Source organism: Arthrobacter sp. NyZ413 (assembly GCF_049390645.1).
GTDB lineage: Bacteria > Actinomycetota > Actinomycetes > Actinomycetales > Micrococcaceae > Arthrobacter.
In genome coordinates this window covers 3788016-3802022 of the sequence record NZ_CP155434.1, presented here as the reverse complement: position 1 = coordinate 3802022, position 14007 = coordinate 3788016, and the positions used below count along the sequence as shown (strand labels likewise).

Sequence of the window (14007 nt, the reverse complement as noted above, 5' to 3'; positions counted from 1 at the left end):
GTTCACCCGCCTACTTGGACTCGGTGGAGAAATCGGCGAGCCGCTGCTGCGGGCGTCCCTGGGCCGCCGCGGCGAGGGCGATCACGATTTCATCCGGGTGGGGTGCATCGTTGATCCGGACCTCGATGCTCTGGTGGTGCGAACGGATGGTGGCGTCGGTGATGTGCTTGAGCGGAATGTCGAACACAACACCGGCCGGACCGCGCTTTTCGACAGCGGGCAACAGGGTGGTCGCGTTGGCCGCGTCGCGGAAGTGGTTGCCGAATGCGAGCGTGTGGATGAGCCCCGAGCCGTGCTCGATTTCTCCGTTCAAGCCCACGATGGCCGCTTTGCCGTAGGCTTCCGCGGGCGAACCGAGCGCCTTCAGTACGCGCGGCGCCAGCAGTGCGCCAAGGTCCGATGCGTTGGCGTCGATGCCCTCGCTGAGGTCTTCCACGAAGCCTTGGCCGGCCCACGGGTTCTTGACGATCGCGGCGACGACGGCCACCCTCGCGGCGGGGCTGACTTCCCGGCCTCCTTCGATGAGGACGTCTTCGGTGAAGGTGACGATCTTGCGGATGCTCATGAAATCAGTTCTCCTATGGTGTCTGCTTTGACGGCGGGGTCCGTGAGGCGGTCGCCGATGCGTGAATGCGGGCGGGGTCCGGTGGACGCACCGAGGACGACGACGATCTCGCCCGGCAGGGGAGCGTCACCGACCCGCGTGGAAATGGTTTGGTAATGGGTCCGGGTTGCCGCGGCGTTCTTGTGCCAGAGCGGAACCACGAGGTTGCTGCCGGCGTCGCCCCGATCGTCAGCGAAGCAGATGATCGATTCGCCTTCGAAGAATTCGCGGACGAGGTTTCCGAAGAACGGGGTGTGGATGAGCGCCGCACCGTGCTCGATTTCCCCCGCGGTTCCCACGATCGCGGCCTTTCCGAAGGCCTGGATGGCGTCGACGCCGCCAAGCTCGGCGGCAAGGACGTTGGTCAGTTTGCGGGCGAGGACGGGGGCGAGTTTCATGACTTCCGGGGAGAGGTCATCGCTCGGTGTTCCTCCCACCCAAGGATTGGCGACGACGGCGGCAGCGGTGGCGCGTACGGCCGTCACCGCCGGTGCCTGGCCGTTTTCGCTCAGGATTTCCTCGCTATAGAAAACGATTTTGCGGATCCCCAAGTTGTCAGGGCTCATGGCTTCCTTTCGGGCTCGGTGACCAGGGCCTCGCGGGAGGACGCGTAAACGTGGTTCCTCATGGCGGACTCCGCACCGAACGGGTCTTTGTGTTCGATCATTTCCAGGACTGCGTGGTGCTCCCCGGTGGAAGCGGCAATTCGTCCCGGGTGCTCAACTGTGCGCAAGACCAGCCGCTGGTAGGCCAGTTGGTTCATGAGCCGCTCGTAGTGTTCGAAGAGCTTGTAGTTGTCTGATCCGCGGACGATCGTCCAGTGGAACTCGTGCACCAGCCGCGCGTATGCCTCGGTGTCTCCCGCAAGCACTGCCTCGTCGGAGTCCTCCAGGTTGCGGCGAAGTACCGACAACTCCGGTACTTCCCCACGGCGGGCAAGGAGCGAGGCGGCGAGGCCTTCGAGGGACTCCTTGAGCTGGAAGAGTTCGATGATCTCCCGCCGCGTGGGTTCCCGGACGAAGGTTCCCACCTTCGGGCGGATCTCCACCAGTCCTTCGTGTTGGAGCTGCTTGAGCGCTTCCCGTACGGGCGTGCGGCTGACATCGAATTCCTGGGCCAGGTACGCCTCCGGCAGGAGCGCTCCCGGGGGGAAGTCGCCGCCGAGGACGAGCCGCCGGATCCTTTCCAGCAGGCCTTCTTGTCCAACCGTTTCAGGGATGACCATCAGATCGTCTTGCATGCAAGCCAGCTTAGGTTGCATGCATGAGGGTCGTCAAGGGCCTGACTGTCCGATGAGCGAATTGCGCTAAATCTCGGCTTACTCATCGAATTTGCTAGGGAGTATTGACCTTTACGTGTGAGCTGGATTACCGTCGTTTGTATGCAACAGACTCTTGAACCACTCATCACATCTGCTTGGCTCGACGCTTGGGACAAAGGCGACCTCAGCGCCTTGGACCGTTTGATGGCGGACGGCTACACGCGTACCAGCAAGGCGACAGGCGCAACTGTCGACCTCGCCGGCCTCAAGTCGGAAATCGAAGCAGTGCGTGAAGCGTTCCCGGACCTGCGCACAACAGTCGACGACGTCGTTGAGGGTGAAGGAACGGTCGCCGTCTTCTGGACCTCCACCGGCACCCACACGCATGAGTACCTCGGTGTTCCGGCAACGGGGCTCACCGTGCAGACCCGTGGTTCGAACATCCTGGTCCTCCAGGACGGAAAGATCCTGAAGGAAACCGTGACGTGGGACGGAAGCGAACTGCTGGCCGGCCTCGGGATCCGTCCGCTGCGGGGGATCGCGACCCCCGAGGTTCCGGAAAGCGCCGACGCAGCTGAGCTTGAGTTGGACTTGATGAAGGCTTTCAACCGCCAATTCATCACCGGAGTCACTGTCATTACCACCAAGGACGGTGACAAGCCCAAGGGCCTTGCCGCCAACGCCTACTGCTCCGTTTCCCTTGAGCCGCCGCTGGTGTTGGTCTGCGTCCAGAAGACGTCCAGCACCTACCCTGCGCTCTTTTCCTCGAGCCACCTGGGAATCAACATCCTGGGAACGGAACAGCGCGAGACGGTCCGGGTTTTCGCATCGAAGTCCCCGGACAAGTTCGCGGAAATCGATTGGCATGAGGGTCCGAAGGGAAGCCCGCTCCTCGACGGGTCTCCAGCCTCCCTGGAAGCCGAGATCCAGGAGCGGTTCCAAGCCAAAACGCACACGGTATTTATCTGTCGAGTCCGGCATGCCGAAATCGACGAGTCCGCGCCGATTGTCTACAAGGCCGGGCACTTCTTCGACGGCGGGAACCTCGCCGAACTTTAAGTGTCGATGCGGCTGATCAGCCTCGCACAGGAAACCAGCCGCACCGCCACAATCTGCTCTCAAGCAGCGCACCTAGGTGCGCATTCCACCATAGGACAAATAATGAGCCCAGACATCATGAGCACCGTCTCCGAAGACAGCATTGCCGAAGACCGCGGCTACCGCGACAGCCTCACCAAGATCGAGCCGTACGGCATTGAGCACATCCCCGACGTCGAACGCCACGGAAAGCCGCGTTCGCAGTTCTTCCTCTGGTTCGCCGCCGGCATGAACTTCCCCATCGTCGTCCTCGGCTTCAGCGCAGCCTACTTCGGCTTGCCGTTCTGGGCCGCCGCGTTGGCGATCATCCTCGCAGGCGTGACCTCCTCGGCCGGAATGGGATACCTTTCCGCGATGGGCGTCCGCTTGGGCGTACCCCAGCAAATGCAAGGCCGCGGTCCCCTCGGATTCATTGGCAACTTGTTCCCCGTGGCCTACGTCAACGTGTTCGCTGGGATCGGTTGGGCCGCCGTCACGGTCATCCTCGGCGGCAAGGCGATCGCCCTCCTCACGGACATTCCGTTCTGGCTTTCCTCGCTCGTCCTGATGGGCATCCAGCTTGGCGTCGCCGTCATCGGGTACAACCTGATCCACTTCCTCCAGCGGATCCTTTCCTTCGTGCTCGTCGTCGGCTTCGTGTTCATCACGGTTGTCGCGGCAGCGAACGGACACGTGGTCAACGAAGTCAACACTGCCGCGAAAGGCTTTGACGGCGTCGGGGGCTGGATCATTTTCTTCGGCTGGTTCTTCTCCTTCATCGTGGCGTGGATGCCGTTCGCGTCCGATTACTCCCGCTACCTCCCCAACACGCCAGGCAACCGGCGCGGCGCCGGCTGGGCAACGATGCTCGGCAACGCCGTCACCATGATCTGGATGGGCATCCTCGGTACCCTCCTGGGTTCCACCGCGACCGCGACGGACAGCATCGGCGCGCTCAAGGAACTCATGGGTCCCTGGGCCCCCATCGGCCTTGGCGTGGTCGCTTTGTCTTCCTTCACCCAGAACTTCCTGAACGTCTACGGCGGCGCCATCTCCATCCAAACCATGGGCGTTCCCGTCAAGCGCCACACCGGCGTCATCTTCATCTGCGCCGCTTCCTACCTTGTGGCTCTTTGGGGCCAGGGCGGCTTCAATGAAGGCTTCACCGCGTTCCTCAACCTGACCGCCTACTGCATCGCCCCCTACGTCGCAGTCCTCGTGTGCGACTACTTGTTCGGCGGACGCCGCACCGAGCGCGGCCTGCGCGAACTCTTCGACAAGAGCCGCAAGTTCGAGTGGGGATTCGTGGCCTGGGCTGCCGGCGTCGTGCTCTCCTCTCCGTTCTGGATGTCGTCCATCTACACCGGCCCCATCGCCAAGGCCTTGCCGCAGATCGGTGACCTCTCCTACTACGTCGGCGCAGTGGTCGCCGCCGGAGTGTATTTCGCCACCCACCGGCTCGGGCGCTTGTCCGGACACGCGATGCTCGACCGCACCGCTGCCGGGCGGACGCTTTGAGGCAAGGAGACCCGACGATGAACGGCCGACTCGTGGTGATCGACATGCAGCGGGCCTTCCGGGACGAGACCGAGTGGCATGTTCCGCGCTTCGACGAAGCCGCGGCCGCCATCGACAAGCTGAAGGAAGTGTTCCCCTCCGCACCCGTCTACACGAGGTTCGTCCGGGACGAAGCCGAGGCCGGATCCTGGCGGTCCTACTATGACCGATGGAACGGGATGCGGCTCCCTTCCGAAGCAGCGGCATGGGACTTGGTTGTGGACGTGCCGGAAGGCGCTGAGGTCCTGGACGCACCTACGTTCACCAAATGGGGGCCGGAACTCGCATCGCTCATTCCGGAGGGCGAACGCATGATCCTCACGGGCGTTTCCACCGACTGCTGTGTCCTCTCCACAGCGTTGGGCGCCGTCGACGCAGGCCGATACGTCACTGTCGTGTCGGATGCCTGCGCCGGAACCAACGACGAGGTGCACGATCAGGCATTGGCCCTGATGCAGATGCTTTCCCCGATGTGCGATGTAGCCACGCTGGCGGAGCTTCTGTAGCAACGGGTTCAGCACGTTCCGCAAGGGGCGGTTCTCCTGGAGAACCGCCCCTTGCGTTTGTCCGGCCTGAGGTGTGTCCGAGCGGCAGGCCAAGGCGTACGCTGACGCTGTGGAGACTGAGGTCCGGCGCGTAGCCCTTCGCACGGGAGTCACGCTGCCCGTGCTGCTGACCGGCCCGCACCGGGATGTCCCTTTGCTCCTCTTGCACCCCTGGGGTGAGTCGCGCCGGACTTTCGACAGGCTGGTGCCCGCCCTTCCCGGCTTCAGGCTGATTGTGCCGGACCTGCGCGGGCATGGGGAGGCGGACAAGCCCGACGGCGGCTACTCCCTTTCCGAGCAGGCCGCCGACGTGGTTGCCCTCCTGGATGCGTTGCACGTTGCCCGGGCATTCGTCCTTGGCTCATCAAGCGGCGGCTACGTCGCGCAGCAACTTGCGGTCTCGTTTCCGGAACGTGTGGCCGCCCTGGTGCTGCTGGGAACACCGCTGAGCCTTACCGAACGGCCCGACTTTGCCGACGAACTGGCCCGCCTGACGGACCCTGTGAGTGAGTCGTGGGTGCGCTCATCCTTGGCTTGGTTCCCGTTGGAGCGCCGGGTCCCCACGTGGTTCATCGAGGACAGGGTCCGCGACGGCGTCCGGATACCGGCCAGGGCTTGGTCGGGGGTTTTCGAGGGCCTCTGTGCTGCCGTGCCGCCTACGGAAACCGGGCTGATTCAGGCGCCGACGCTTATCCTGTGGGGCGCCCTCGACCCGATCCTGCCTCGATCAAGCCAGGAAAAGCTCGCCGACCGGATTGCAGACTCGAGGCTGAAGATTTATCCGGGCGTAGGGCACCTGGTGTTGTGGGAGGTCCCGGAGCTGGTTGCCGAGGACGCCGCCTTGTTCCTGGCGAGCGTCCACTAAGCTTCCAGCTCAGCCCGCCGGAAGCGCAATTCGCGCATCGCCCCCCGCAAAGGGGAACCGGAAAAGGGCAGGTCCTCCAGCTTGACCCGCGCGGACGCCGCCAATGCCAATGCGTTCGCCGCGTTCGCAGCACGTGGAGGCAACCCGATGGAACCGGCGAATTCAGCCCAATGCCGTGCCTTGAGGTTTTTCGTTTTTCCCGAGACCGGCAACGCGAGCGAGTCGTCGCCATACAGCAAGGTGCACGGAATGTCGTAGACCGGGGACATGGCAAAGACGCCGTCCGTGCTGCCGAGGATCGAGAGGTTTTTCGCATGGAGGTCGCCATTGCCGGTCAGCCACGCGAAGACGAACTGGAGGTACAGGTTGCGGCTTGCAACGAGGGAGGCCTTGCATATCCCGGCCAACGCCGTGGCAACTTCTTCAGAGGCCACCGAATACTTGGACGCCGGGGGTAGCCCAAGGACCTGTGTTCCGTCCTCCATCGGGAGCCTGACCCACGTACGGCCTGCGTCCCGCACGCGGTCGAACCGTTCCACAAGGAGGCCGGGCCGGCCATGCATGTCCGAGATGACCCGGTGCTTTGCTACCGGGATCTTGAGCGACCTCGCTGCTGCCAGATGCGCGGACTCGTTTACCACCAGATGCGAATGCATCGGCGGATCAAGTTTGAGCAGGTACCGTTGCCCGCTGAGGGACGGCGGCGTGGTCAGCATGGAGGCGCTCGCCTTGTCCTGGACACCCGGGATGGCGTGACGGTCCACCGCGTCGGCAAGGGCGGCGAAGTCCAACTCCGAAGGGTGTGAGGTGTCGGCTGCTGTGGGCGGTTCATTCGGGACTTCCCCGTACGGAACGACTTGTACATCGCCGGGGGCGTCGGCCCCGACCGCAAGCAGGAGGGTCAGCTCGTCATCGAGGCTGGTCTTGGTCGCATCCCTCAGCACGCTGAGGCGGTGGCCTTCCGGGAGCAGGCCAGCGAAGAATGGTGGAAGCGCACCGGCCGGAGTTTCGACGGCGGACTCCACCAAAGGCAGTGAACTCGCCTCCGCCGGCCGATCGTTCGCCAGGTGCTCCTCCGTGTAGGAAAACACGATCCCGCCGTGGTCCCTGGCAAGGTGGCCGGCCAGCATGCCGCCCTTGTAGACATCGGCGGTACGGACAAACTTCAGGTCCTGGAGATCGTCCATTAGCTGGCAGCCACGCGAAGGCCGACGGCGTTTGCGGTCGCCACTACCGCAGCGAGCGACGGATTACCCGTGGCCGTCTCAATGGCCCGAACCGTCCGCTCAGAGGTTCCGGCGAGGTCGGCAAGGTCCGCTTGGGTGATTCCAACCTCTTTGCGTGCCTTCCGTATGGCGCCTGCGATGCTCTCGAGGTCATTCATTGCACTTCCCCAGATCCGGCAGTATGTTGCCGATTTTGTTTATTTACATGTCTCAGTCTGGGGTATTTTGACAAAATCGGCAAGATGCTGCCGAAATTGGGCCTCCCGGTTCCCGGGGAAGCGTCTGGGATTAGGTTTCGGCAGGATACTGCCGGTAATGGATAGGTGGTTCCCGAAACGTCGGAGGTTTCCGAACTAGGCGTCCGCGAGCCACTCTTCCTCAAAGTCCGGATGGTCCGAATAGGGGAGCGCCAGGGCGTTCAAGGATTTCGTGGTCCAGGCGATCAGTTCCGGAATCCATCGCCCGTCTTGCCCCGGGGTGTTGCCCAGCATCGCCGTCAAGGCAGCCTGCCGTGCGGATTCAACGATTTTGAGCAGACGCCGTTTTGATTCGCATTCCAGGAGCAGCCGCCGCTCGTACCATTTGCCCGCTTCGGATACCGTGCGGTCCCCGAGGAGCCTCAATGACGCAGCTTCGTCCTCGTCCAGGCGCTCGGACAGGAAATCGACGATGTCCACTCATTGAGCGTACGCGACCCGCGCGGTGGCGGAAATGCCCGCCCGCTCAGGCGGCGCCGTCGTGCTTTTCGGACCGGGTTTCGACGGCGGTGGCGGCGTGGGAGGACCCGGCGGCACTGTGGACCGAACCCGTGGCGACCGGGAGGTGGACGTGCGGGAGGAAGTGGCTGCGGGTCATTCCGCCGAATTCGTAGGCGGTCTCAGCATGCTCGGACAGGTCCACGCCCGCAAGTTCGGACTCGTGGCTGACGCGGAAACCGAGGGTCTTGTGGATGACCAGGCCAATGATGGCCGTAAGCACTCCGGACACCGCGAGCGTCACGAGGACGGCAACGATCTGCGCAATGAGCTGCTGGAGGCCGCCACCGTAGAAGAGTCCCCCGCCCTTGCCGTTGACGGGCATTGCGATGAAGCCGAGGGCGAGGGTGCCGATCAGGCCGCCGCCGAGGTGGACACCGACGACGTCGAGGGAGTCATCGAAGCCGAACTTGTGCTTGAGGTCAACGAACACGGCGCAAGCCGCACCGGCCACGAGTCCCAGCGCGAGGGCGGCGCCAGGGGCGATGTTGGCGCAAGCCGGGGTGATGGCTACAAGGCCCGCAACGACGCCGGACGCGGCACCGAGGGAGGTGGGGTGGCCGTGGCGGATCTTCTCAGCGACCAGCCAGCTCAGCATCGCGCCAGCCGGGGCAACAAGGGTATTGACCCAGATCAGGCCGGCCTGTTCGGCCGTGGTGGCTGCGCCGGCGTTGAAGCCGAACCAACCGAACCAGAGAAGGCCGGCGCCGAGCATGATGAGCGGGAGGTTGTGCGGCCGGTGGCTCGGGTCCTTTCCGAAGCCGTGGCGCTTGCCCAGGATCAATGCGAGGACGAAGGCGGCAGCGCCGGAGCTGATTTCCACCACGGTGCCGCCCGCGAAGTCGATGACCTGGCCGAAGACCGAGCTGATGGCTCCGCCCGGACTCAGGAGGCCGCCGCCCCAGACCATGAAGGCCAGCGGGCAGTAGACCAAGGTGATCCAGATGGGAACGAAAACCACCCAGGACGTGAATTTGGCGCGGTCGGCGATGGCACCGCTGATCAAGGCGACGGTGACAATGGCGAAGGTGGCGCTGAAGCCAAGCTTGATGAGGTCGGTGGAACCGACGAGGTCGGCCGAGCCGAAGCTGCTGAACGGGTTGCCGAAGATTCCCATGACGCTCTTGCCGCTGATCATCGAGTATCCCCACAAGACCCACACGGCACCGACGATGCCCGCCGAGATGAAGCTCATCATGATCATGTTGAGGGAAGCCTTGGCGCGCGTCATGCCGCTGTAGAAGAGGCCGAGTGCCGGCGTCATGAGCAGTGCGAGTGCCGCTGACACCATCACCCAAACGTTGTCCGCAGTGATATTCACGTGCGTGTTCCCTTCTCATCGGAGTCCCGGTTCTTTCCCCCGATCAATATTCGCGGGTTCGTGTTTCGGGAAATGCGAGGAAAAATTGCCGGGACGTTACAGAAACGGACTTGGCGTGAAGAACGCATGACGTGCGTGTTTCAGGGATGTAAACGCAACCCCACGCGGTTGCTGGTTTCCGGAGCAGTTGTCCCCCGGGAACGTTGAGTTTCCGGGGATTCGAGCGGTGCCACCGGTGAAGTCGGCCCGCCACCGGCAAAATAGTGGGATTTCGTCCGTGTGAACACCGCCTCACTGCGCTGACAGAACCCTTTGAACGAACGCTGGCGCGGCACCCCAAGCGCGCGCAAACTTAGCGTGTGAAGCCGTTTCTCCTCCTCGCGTCCCGTGCCGAAGACGCCGCCGCCGACGAAGAATACGGGGCCTATCTTCGCTTTGGCGGGCTGGCTCCCGAGCAGTTGGTACGCGTCCGCATGGAGGCGGCACCCTTGCCGGAGCTCGACCTCTCCGACTACTCAGGCGTGATTGTGGGCGGCAGCCCGTTCACCTCCAGCGATCCTCCCAACGATAAAACCCTTGTTCAACAGCGGGTTGAGAAGGAACTCTCCTCGCTGTTGGACAAGGTGGTTGCTGCCGACTTTCCCTTCCTGGGGGCCTGCTACGGGGTCGGGACCCTTGGCCTGCATCAAGGCGCCGTGATCGACCGGACTTATGGCGAAGGCCTCGGGGGCGTGACCATCAAACTTACGGCTGAAGGACTTCAAGACCCGCTCCTCGAAGGCCTGTCCGAACGCTTTGTTGCTTTCACCGGCCACAAGGAAGCCTGCACTGTCCTGCCTGGGCATGCCGTATTGCTGGCGGGCTCGGCTGCGTGCCCGGTGCAGATGTTTCGGATCAAGCAGAACCTGTACGCCACCCAGTTCCATCCGGAACTGGACGCGGAAGGCCTGGTCACCCGGATCCGCACATACCGGCATGCCGGGTATTTCCCGCCGGACGCCGCAGAACAACTCGTGGTGGAAGCCCGCAAGTTCACTTCCACCGAGCCGATGAAGATCGTGAGGAACTTCGTCCGCCGGTACGCACGAATGTTTTCCTAGAAGACACGATGCTGACAAACAGAGTTTTCATAGCTCTTACAAAGCTGGCTTAGCTACCTTTAGTCACTATGGAAGAGCAAGAGCCCCCGAGACCCGGTCCCCGGCCCGGGAAGCAAGGAAACCGGCTGAACGCCGGCATTCCCCGATACCGGGCGGCCTTGCTCATCGCAGGTGCGGTGGTGTTGGCTGTCGGAGCCTCAGGAACGGTCTTCTCGGCTGCCCACGCCCACGGCTCAACCGCCCAGTTTGTCTCAGGGGTCGCCCAGCCGACCGCGCCGGCAACCCCGGCGGCGGGCGATCCAGCAGCGGCGGGCGGCTCGCCGTCGTCGGACGCTTCGGCAACGCCCACGGCCCCCGCAGTGGCCGCCCCGGCCGCGGCGGCACCGGCAGCCCCGGCCCAGGGTTCGGGGATCACTCCCGCCCTCGACGCCCAGGTAAACTCCATCATCAATGCCAACAGCCAGTACCAGATCGGCGTCACTTTGGTGGACCTGTCCAACGGATCGAGCCACCAATACGGTGTCCAGGCGCCGTTCGAGGCAGCCAGCACAGCCAAGGTTCTCGCCGCCGCCGACTACTACCACTTGGTGGAGACCGGTGCCGCTTCCCTGGACGACTCGCTCGGCCAGTACAACGCTGGATTCCAGATCAAGGAAATGATCCAGGACAGCGACAACGACTCGTGGTCCCTGATCATGAATGCTGAGGGCTTCTCCCAATTGCAGGACTACGCCTCATCAATCGGCGTCACTTACGATCCCAACGACAACGCGCTTTCTCCCAGCGAGATGGCAAGCATCCTGGCGCAGCTATACACGGGGAAGCTCCTCAACCAGGAAGACACCACGCAGCTCCTGTCCTACATGCAAAACACCAACTACGAATCCCTGATCCCCGCGGCGGTCCCCGCCGGGATCACCGTCTACCACAAGTACGGACTGCTCGACGACGAACTCCACGATGCCAGCATCCTCACCAATGGCTCCAGCTCCTACGCGTTCGTGATCTACACGAAAGGCCAGGACGAGAGCGATATCCCGGCCCGCACCGACGTGTTCCACCAACTCACGCAAGCGGTGGTGAACAGCCTGTTCTAACGGGTCCGCTCTCCGTCCTCACTACGACGCCGGCCGCACACCCAGATGTGCGGCCGGCGTCGTTTGTTGTTGCGGGCACTCGTCTGCCCTTCGAATTACCGGTTACCTCCTGCCTTCCGCATGGGATCGGGCCAGTTTCCAATTTGCTGTGTTTGGGTGTGGTCCTGCATTTTCCTTCTCCTGACTGAAAGTCCTGTTCCTGCGCGGTATGGCGCAGGCGGCCGTGCCTGCCTCGAAGGCAGGACGGCCCGGTTCAGTCGGGGGAGGAGCCGGGGTCGAATGCGGGCTCAGCCGGTGGACTTTGCCTTGCATCGATGGCCGGGCCACCGACGAGCGGCGGGGCAAGTGCCCGTTGGTCCGGGAGGTCGGCGGCGCCCTGGACGGAGCTGGTTTGCGGTGCCGACATCGAGCCCGCCCCGCTTGCCGGTGCCACTGGAGTGAACGGCTTCGGTGCCGGGTGCGTCGCACGGCCCGTCGAGCCGGTGACCGCCAACGACGCGGCGGGCGTGGCGAACGCAAGCTGCGGTTCAAAGATGACGCTTCCGACGGCGGTTACCAGGCGGGACGGTGCGGCAGGGGCATTGGTGGTGGGAAGCGGATGCGTTGCTGACTGCACAGCCGAGGGAACTAGGGCGGGCGGCACTTCACCTGGGCGGTTCGACGGCGGAGGCAGAGTTCCAGCGATGGGTGGCGGAACGGGTACCGCGGGCAGCGGGAGGACCGGCAAGCCGGGGAGCTTCAGTAAATCCGGCAGCGCGCCGATGGTGTGGTCGACGGTGGGCGGCACTGTGTCTATAACGGGTGCCGGGTTTACAAGGGGCACTGGGTTTACACGGGGCACTGTGTTAATAAGGGGCGTGGCTGCATTGACGACCGGCGCCACGGTTCCCGTAAGAGGCTTCACGGCGGTGCCTGACAGTTGCTTCAGGAGGCTGGCTGGATCCGGCACGGGAACCGCGGGCACCGAAACAACGGGTACCGGGACCGGCGTCGGGATGGCCGGAGCTGACGGGAGGAGGTCGCTGGCGTTCGACGGGCCGCCATTCCACAAGACCCACGCGACAATACCGAACGCAGCAAGCAAAAACGGGCGCACGAAGACGATGCCATGGCGCGCCAAATAGCCGGCCAACACTTCACCTCCCCAGTGCGGTGTTGGAACACACGGTACGCCCCCGTTTTGGAGCCGTCCAGAGGCTGATGGTGGGAACATGTGACGGTGGCAGTCTTCATGGACGGGAGCGGGCTATGAGCGATTTCTGGTGCGAAACGGCGCTCGTCGGCGCCGAAGCGGTGAACCGTGTGCGTCTGGAAACACACGACGGAAGGATCACTGCGGTTGCCACTGGCGTTCAGCCTCAAAGTACTGACCGGATCTTGGCCGGTGTGGTCTTCCCGGCGGCGGCGAACGCCCATTCGCACGCTTTCCACCGGATCCTCCGCGGCCGGACGCATGAGGGGCTCGGCGACTTCTGGGTTTGGCGGGAACACATGTACCGCGCCGCCGCGGAACTCACACCGGCGAAGTACGAAAGGCTCGCAACGGCGGTTTTCGCCGAAATGGTGGTGGCCGGATTCAGTAGCGTCGCAGAGTTCCACTATGTCCACCACCAGCCCGGAGGAATGCCGTACTCCGAGCCGCACGCGATGGAATTGGCATTGGTCCGAGCGGCCGCAACTGCCGGGATCCGCCTCACTTTGCTGGACACGCTCTACCTTGCGGGAGGCATCGGAGCGCCGCTCGGTCCCGAGCAGTTGCGGTTCGGCGACGCGAATGCCCAAGCCTGGCTGGAGCGTCTCGCATCCCTGAGGGATGTGGTTGCGAAGCAGTTCCCCCCGGAAATGGCCGGGGTTGGCGCAGCCCTGCATTCCGTACGGGCCGTGCCGGAGGAAGCGCTGGCCGCCATTGCCATGCACTTGCCTGCCGATATTCCGCTCCACGTCCACGTGAGTGAGCAACCGGCCGAAAACGAAGCCTGCCTTGAGGCCTATGGCGTCACTCCCACGGGCCTGCTTTCCCGCCACGGCTTGCTGTCCGGACGGCTCGCCGCCGTCCATGCGACCCATGTGACGCCCGAGGACGTCCATTTGCTTGGGGCGGCCGGAGCAACCGCGGTGCTGTGCCCCAGCACCGAGGCCGACCTCGCCGACGGCATTGGTCCGGCCCGCGAACTGTCCGACGCCGGAGCGAACCTTGCGCTTGGCACGGACCAACACGCATCCATCGATCCTTGGCTTGAAATGCGTACCTTGGAGTACGGAGAGCGGCTCGGTTCCGGCCAGCGGGGACGTTTCCGGCCGCAGGAGTTGCTCCGGGCCGCAACCGTGGGCGCGACGGCCGCCATGGCGACGCCGATCGCCACCGTATTGCAGGCCGGTGCGGTATGTGACCTGGTGGCCGTCGATCCGGAGTCCGTGCGCACTGCCGGATCCAAGCCGCTCCAGTTAGTGTTCAGCGCGACGGCCGGCGACGTCACCGCCGTCGTAATCGCCGGAGAACTGGTGGCCTCGCACGGTGAACACGCAAGGCTCGGGCGGCCGGGCAGGCTCCTGGCGGACGCGCTCAAGGAGTTTTCCTAAGTTTGCCGTTGACCCGGTG

At 63.9% G+C, this 14007-nt stretch carries 15 protein-coding genes; 7 read left to right on the top strand and 8 right to left on the bottom strand.

Features of this window, described 5'->3' with window-relative positions; genetic code table 11:
* Positions 1-10: 10 nt before the first annotated feature.
* Genes ABCW42_RS17735 through ABCW42_RS17725 form a run of 3 tightly spaced genes read right to left on the bottom strand, consistent with a single transcriptional unit; the run spans position 11 to position 1844 of the window.
* Positions 11-565 carry an amino acid synthesis family protein gene (locus ABCW42_RS17735; RefSeq protein ID WP_423182420.1) on the bottom strand — a complete coding sequence of 185 codons (555 nt, stop codon included), beginning with the start codon at positions 563-565 and terminating at the stop codon, positions 11-13.
* Positions 562-1170: an amino acid synthesis family protein gene (locus ABCW42_RS17730; protein ID WP_423182419.1), complete on the bottom strand. Its 609-nt coding sequence runs from the start codon at positions 1168-1170 to the stop codon at positions 562-564. The genes ABCW42_RS17735 and ABCW42_RS17730 overlap by 4 nt, the downstream gene beginning before the upstream one ends.
* On the bottom strand, positions 1167-1844 hold the full coding sequence (locus tag ABCW42_RS17725) for a GntR family transcriptional regulator (RefSeq protein WP_423182418.1): 678 nt from the start codon (positions 1842-1844) through the stop codon (positions 1167-1169). Before ABCW42_RS17725 ends, ABCW42_RS17730 begins: the two co-directional genes overlap by 4 nt.
* A gap of 141 nt (positions 1845-1985) precedes the next feature.
* Here ABCW42_RS17725 and ABCW42_RS17720 point away from each other — a divergent pair, with 141 nt between their 5' ends.
* The 4 genes from ABCW42_RS17720 (at position 1986) to ABCW42_RS17705 (ending at position 5909) form a co-directional block, all read left to right on the top strand.
* Positions 1986-2924, top strand: coding sequence for a flavin reductase (locus ABCW42_RS17720; protein ID WP_423182417.1), 939 nt, complete (start codon positions 1986-1988; stop codon positions 2922-2924).
* Between the two features lie 102 nt (positions 2925-3026).
* Complete coding sequence (locus ABCW42_RS17715) at positions 3027-4460, top strand: purine-cytosine permease family protein (RefSeq protein ID WP_423182416.1); 1434 nt, start codon at positions 3027-3029, stop codon at positions 4458-4460.
* A 17-nt stretch (positions 4461-4477) separates the two neighbouring features.
* Positions 4478-5005 (top strand): cysteine hydrolase family protein, encoded by a 528-nt coding sequence (locus ABCW42_RS17710; protein WP_423182415.1) that lies wholly within the window; start codon positions 4478-4480, stop codon positions 5003-5005.
* A 109-nt stretch (positions 5006-5114) separates the two neighbouring features.
* Positions 5115-5909: an alpha/beta fold hydrolase gene (locus ABCW42_RS17705; protein ID WP_423182414.1), complete on the top strand. Its 795-nt coding sequence runs from the start codon at positions 5115-5117 to the stop codon at positions 5907-5909.
* On the opposite strand, the gene ABCW42_RS17700 is transcribed toward ABCW42_RS17705, so the two are convergent.
* The 4 genes from ABCW42_RS17700 to ABCW42_RS17685 all read right to left on the bottom strand — a co-directional run bounded on the left by ABCW42_RS17700 (position 5906) and on the right by ABCW42_RS17685 (position 9211).
* On the bottom strand, positions 5906-7096 hold the full coding sequence (locus ABCW42_RS17700; protein ID WP_423182413.1) for a type II toxin-antitoxin system HipA family toxin: 1191 nt from the start codon (positions 7094-7096) through the stop codon (positions 5906-5908). The two genes, ABCW42_RS17705 and ABCW42_RS17700, sit on opposite strands and share 4 nt — an antisense overlap.
* Entirely contained in the window at positions 7096-7293 is a 198-nt protein-coding gene (locus ABCW42_RS17695; protein ID WP_423182412.1) for a helix-turn-helix transcriptional regulator, read from the bottom strand. Before ABCW42_RS17695 ends, ABCW42_RS17700 begins: the two co-directional genes overlap by 1 nt.
* Before the next feature lie 195 nt (positions 7294-7488).
* Positions 7489-7812 carry a DUF6221 family protein gene (locus ABCW42_RS17690; protein WP_423182411.1) on the bottom strand — a complete coding sequence of 108 codons (324 nt, stop codon included), beginning with the start codon at positions 7810-7812 and terminating at the stop codon, positions 7489-7491.
* A 46-nt stretch (positions 7813-7858) separates the two neighbouring features.
* Entirely contained in the window at positions 7859-9211 is a 1353-nt protein-coding gene (locus tag ABCW42_RS17685; protein WP_423182410.1) for an ammonium transporter, read from the bottom strand.
* A 359-nt stretch (positions 9212-9570) separates the two neighbouring features.
* Between ABCW42_RS17685 and ABCW42_RS17680 the strand changes: the two genes are divergently transcribed.
* Both ABCW42_RS17680 and ABCW42_RS17675 read left to right on the top strand, forming a co-directional pair.
* Entirely contained in the window at positions 9571-10311 is a 741-nt protein-coding gene (locus ABCW42_RS17680; RefSeq protein ID WP_423182409.1) for a glutamine amidotransferase, read from the top strand.
* Between the two features lie 68 nt (positions 10312-10379).
* Complete coding sequence (locus ABCW42_RS17675) at positions 10380-11408, top strand: serine hydrolase (RefSeq protein WP_423182408.1); 1029 nt, start codon at positions 10380-10382, stop codon at positions 11406-11408.
* A gap of 253 nt (positions 11409-11661) precedes the next feature.
* Here the strand turns inward: ABCW42_RS17675 and ABCW42_RS17670 are convergent, their stop codons facing one another.
* A complete protein-coding gene (locus ABCW42_RS17670; RefSeq protein WP_423182407.1) occupies positions 11662-12543 on the bottom strand; it encodes a hypothetical protein in 882 nt (293 codons plus the stop codon).
* Between the two features lie 113 nt (positions 12544-12656).
* On the opposite strand from ABCW42_RS17670, the gene ABCW42_RS17665 reads away from it, so the two are divergent.
* On the top strand, positions 12657-13988 hold the full coding sequence (locus ABCW42_RS17665) for a formimidoylglutamate deiminase (RefSeq protein WP_423182406.1): 1332 nt from the start codon (positions 12657-12659) through the stop codon (positions 13986-13988).
* Positions 13989-14007 lie beyond the last annotated feature (19 nt).

Excerpts from the sequence above, each read along its gene's own strand:
- ABCW42_RS17700 (WP_423182413.1), bottom strand. The coding sequence starts at position 7,096 with ATGGACGATCTCCAGGACCTGAAGTTTGTCCGTACCGCCGATGTCTAC.
- ABCW42_RS17695 (WP_423182412.1), bottom strand. The coding sequence starts at position 7,293 with ATGAATGACCTCGAGAGCATCGCAGGCGCCATACGGAAGGCACGCAAA.
- ABCW42_RS17730 (WP_423182419.1), bottom strand. The coding sequence starts at position 1,170 with ATGAGCCCTGACAACTTGGGGATCCGCAAAATCGTTTTCTATAGCGAG.
- ABCW42_RS17675 (WP_423182408.1), top strand. The coding sequence starts at position 10,380 with ATGGAAGAGCAAGAGCCCCCGAGACCCGGTCCCCGGCCCGGGAAGCAA.
- ABCW42_RS17725 (WP_423182418.1), bottom strand. The coding sequence starts at position 1,844 with ATGCAAGACGATCTGATGGTCATCCCTGAAACGGTTGGACAAGAAGGC.
- ABCW42_RS17710 (WP_423182415.1), top strand. The coding sequence starts at position 4,478 with ATGAACGGCCGACTCGTGGTGATCGACATGCAGCGGGCCTTCCGGGAC.
- ABCW42_RS17715 (WP_423182416.1), top strand. The coding sequence starts at position 3,027 with ATGAGCCCAGACATCATGAGCACCGTCTCCGAAGACAGCATTGCCGAA.
- ABCW42_RS17735 (WP_423182420.1), bottom strand. The coding sequence starts at position 565 with ATGAGCATCCGCAAGATCGTCACCTTCACCGAAGACGTCCTCATCGAA.
- ABCW42_RS17665 (WP_423182406.1), top strand. The coding sequence starts at position 12,657 with ATGAGCGATTTCTGGTGCGAAACGGCGCTCGTCGGCGCCGAAGCGGTG.
- ABCW42_RS17720 (WP_423182417.1), top strand. The coding sequence starts at position 1,986 with ATGCAACAGACTCTTGAACCACTCATCACATCTGCTTGGCTCGACGCT.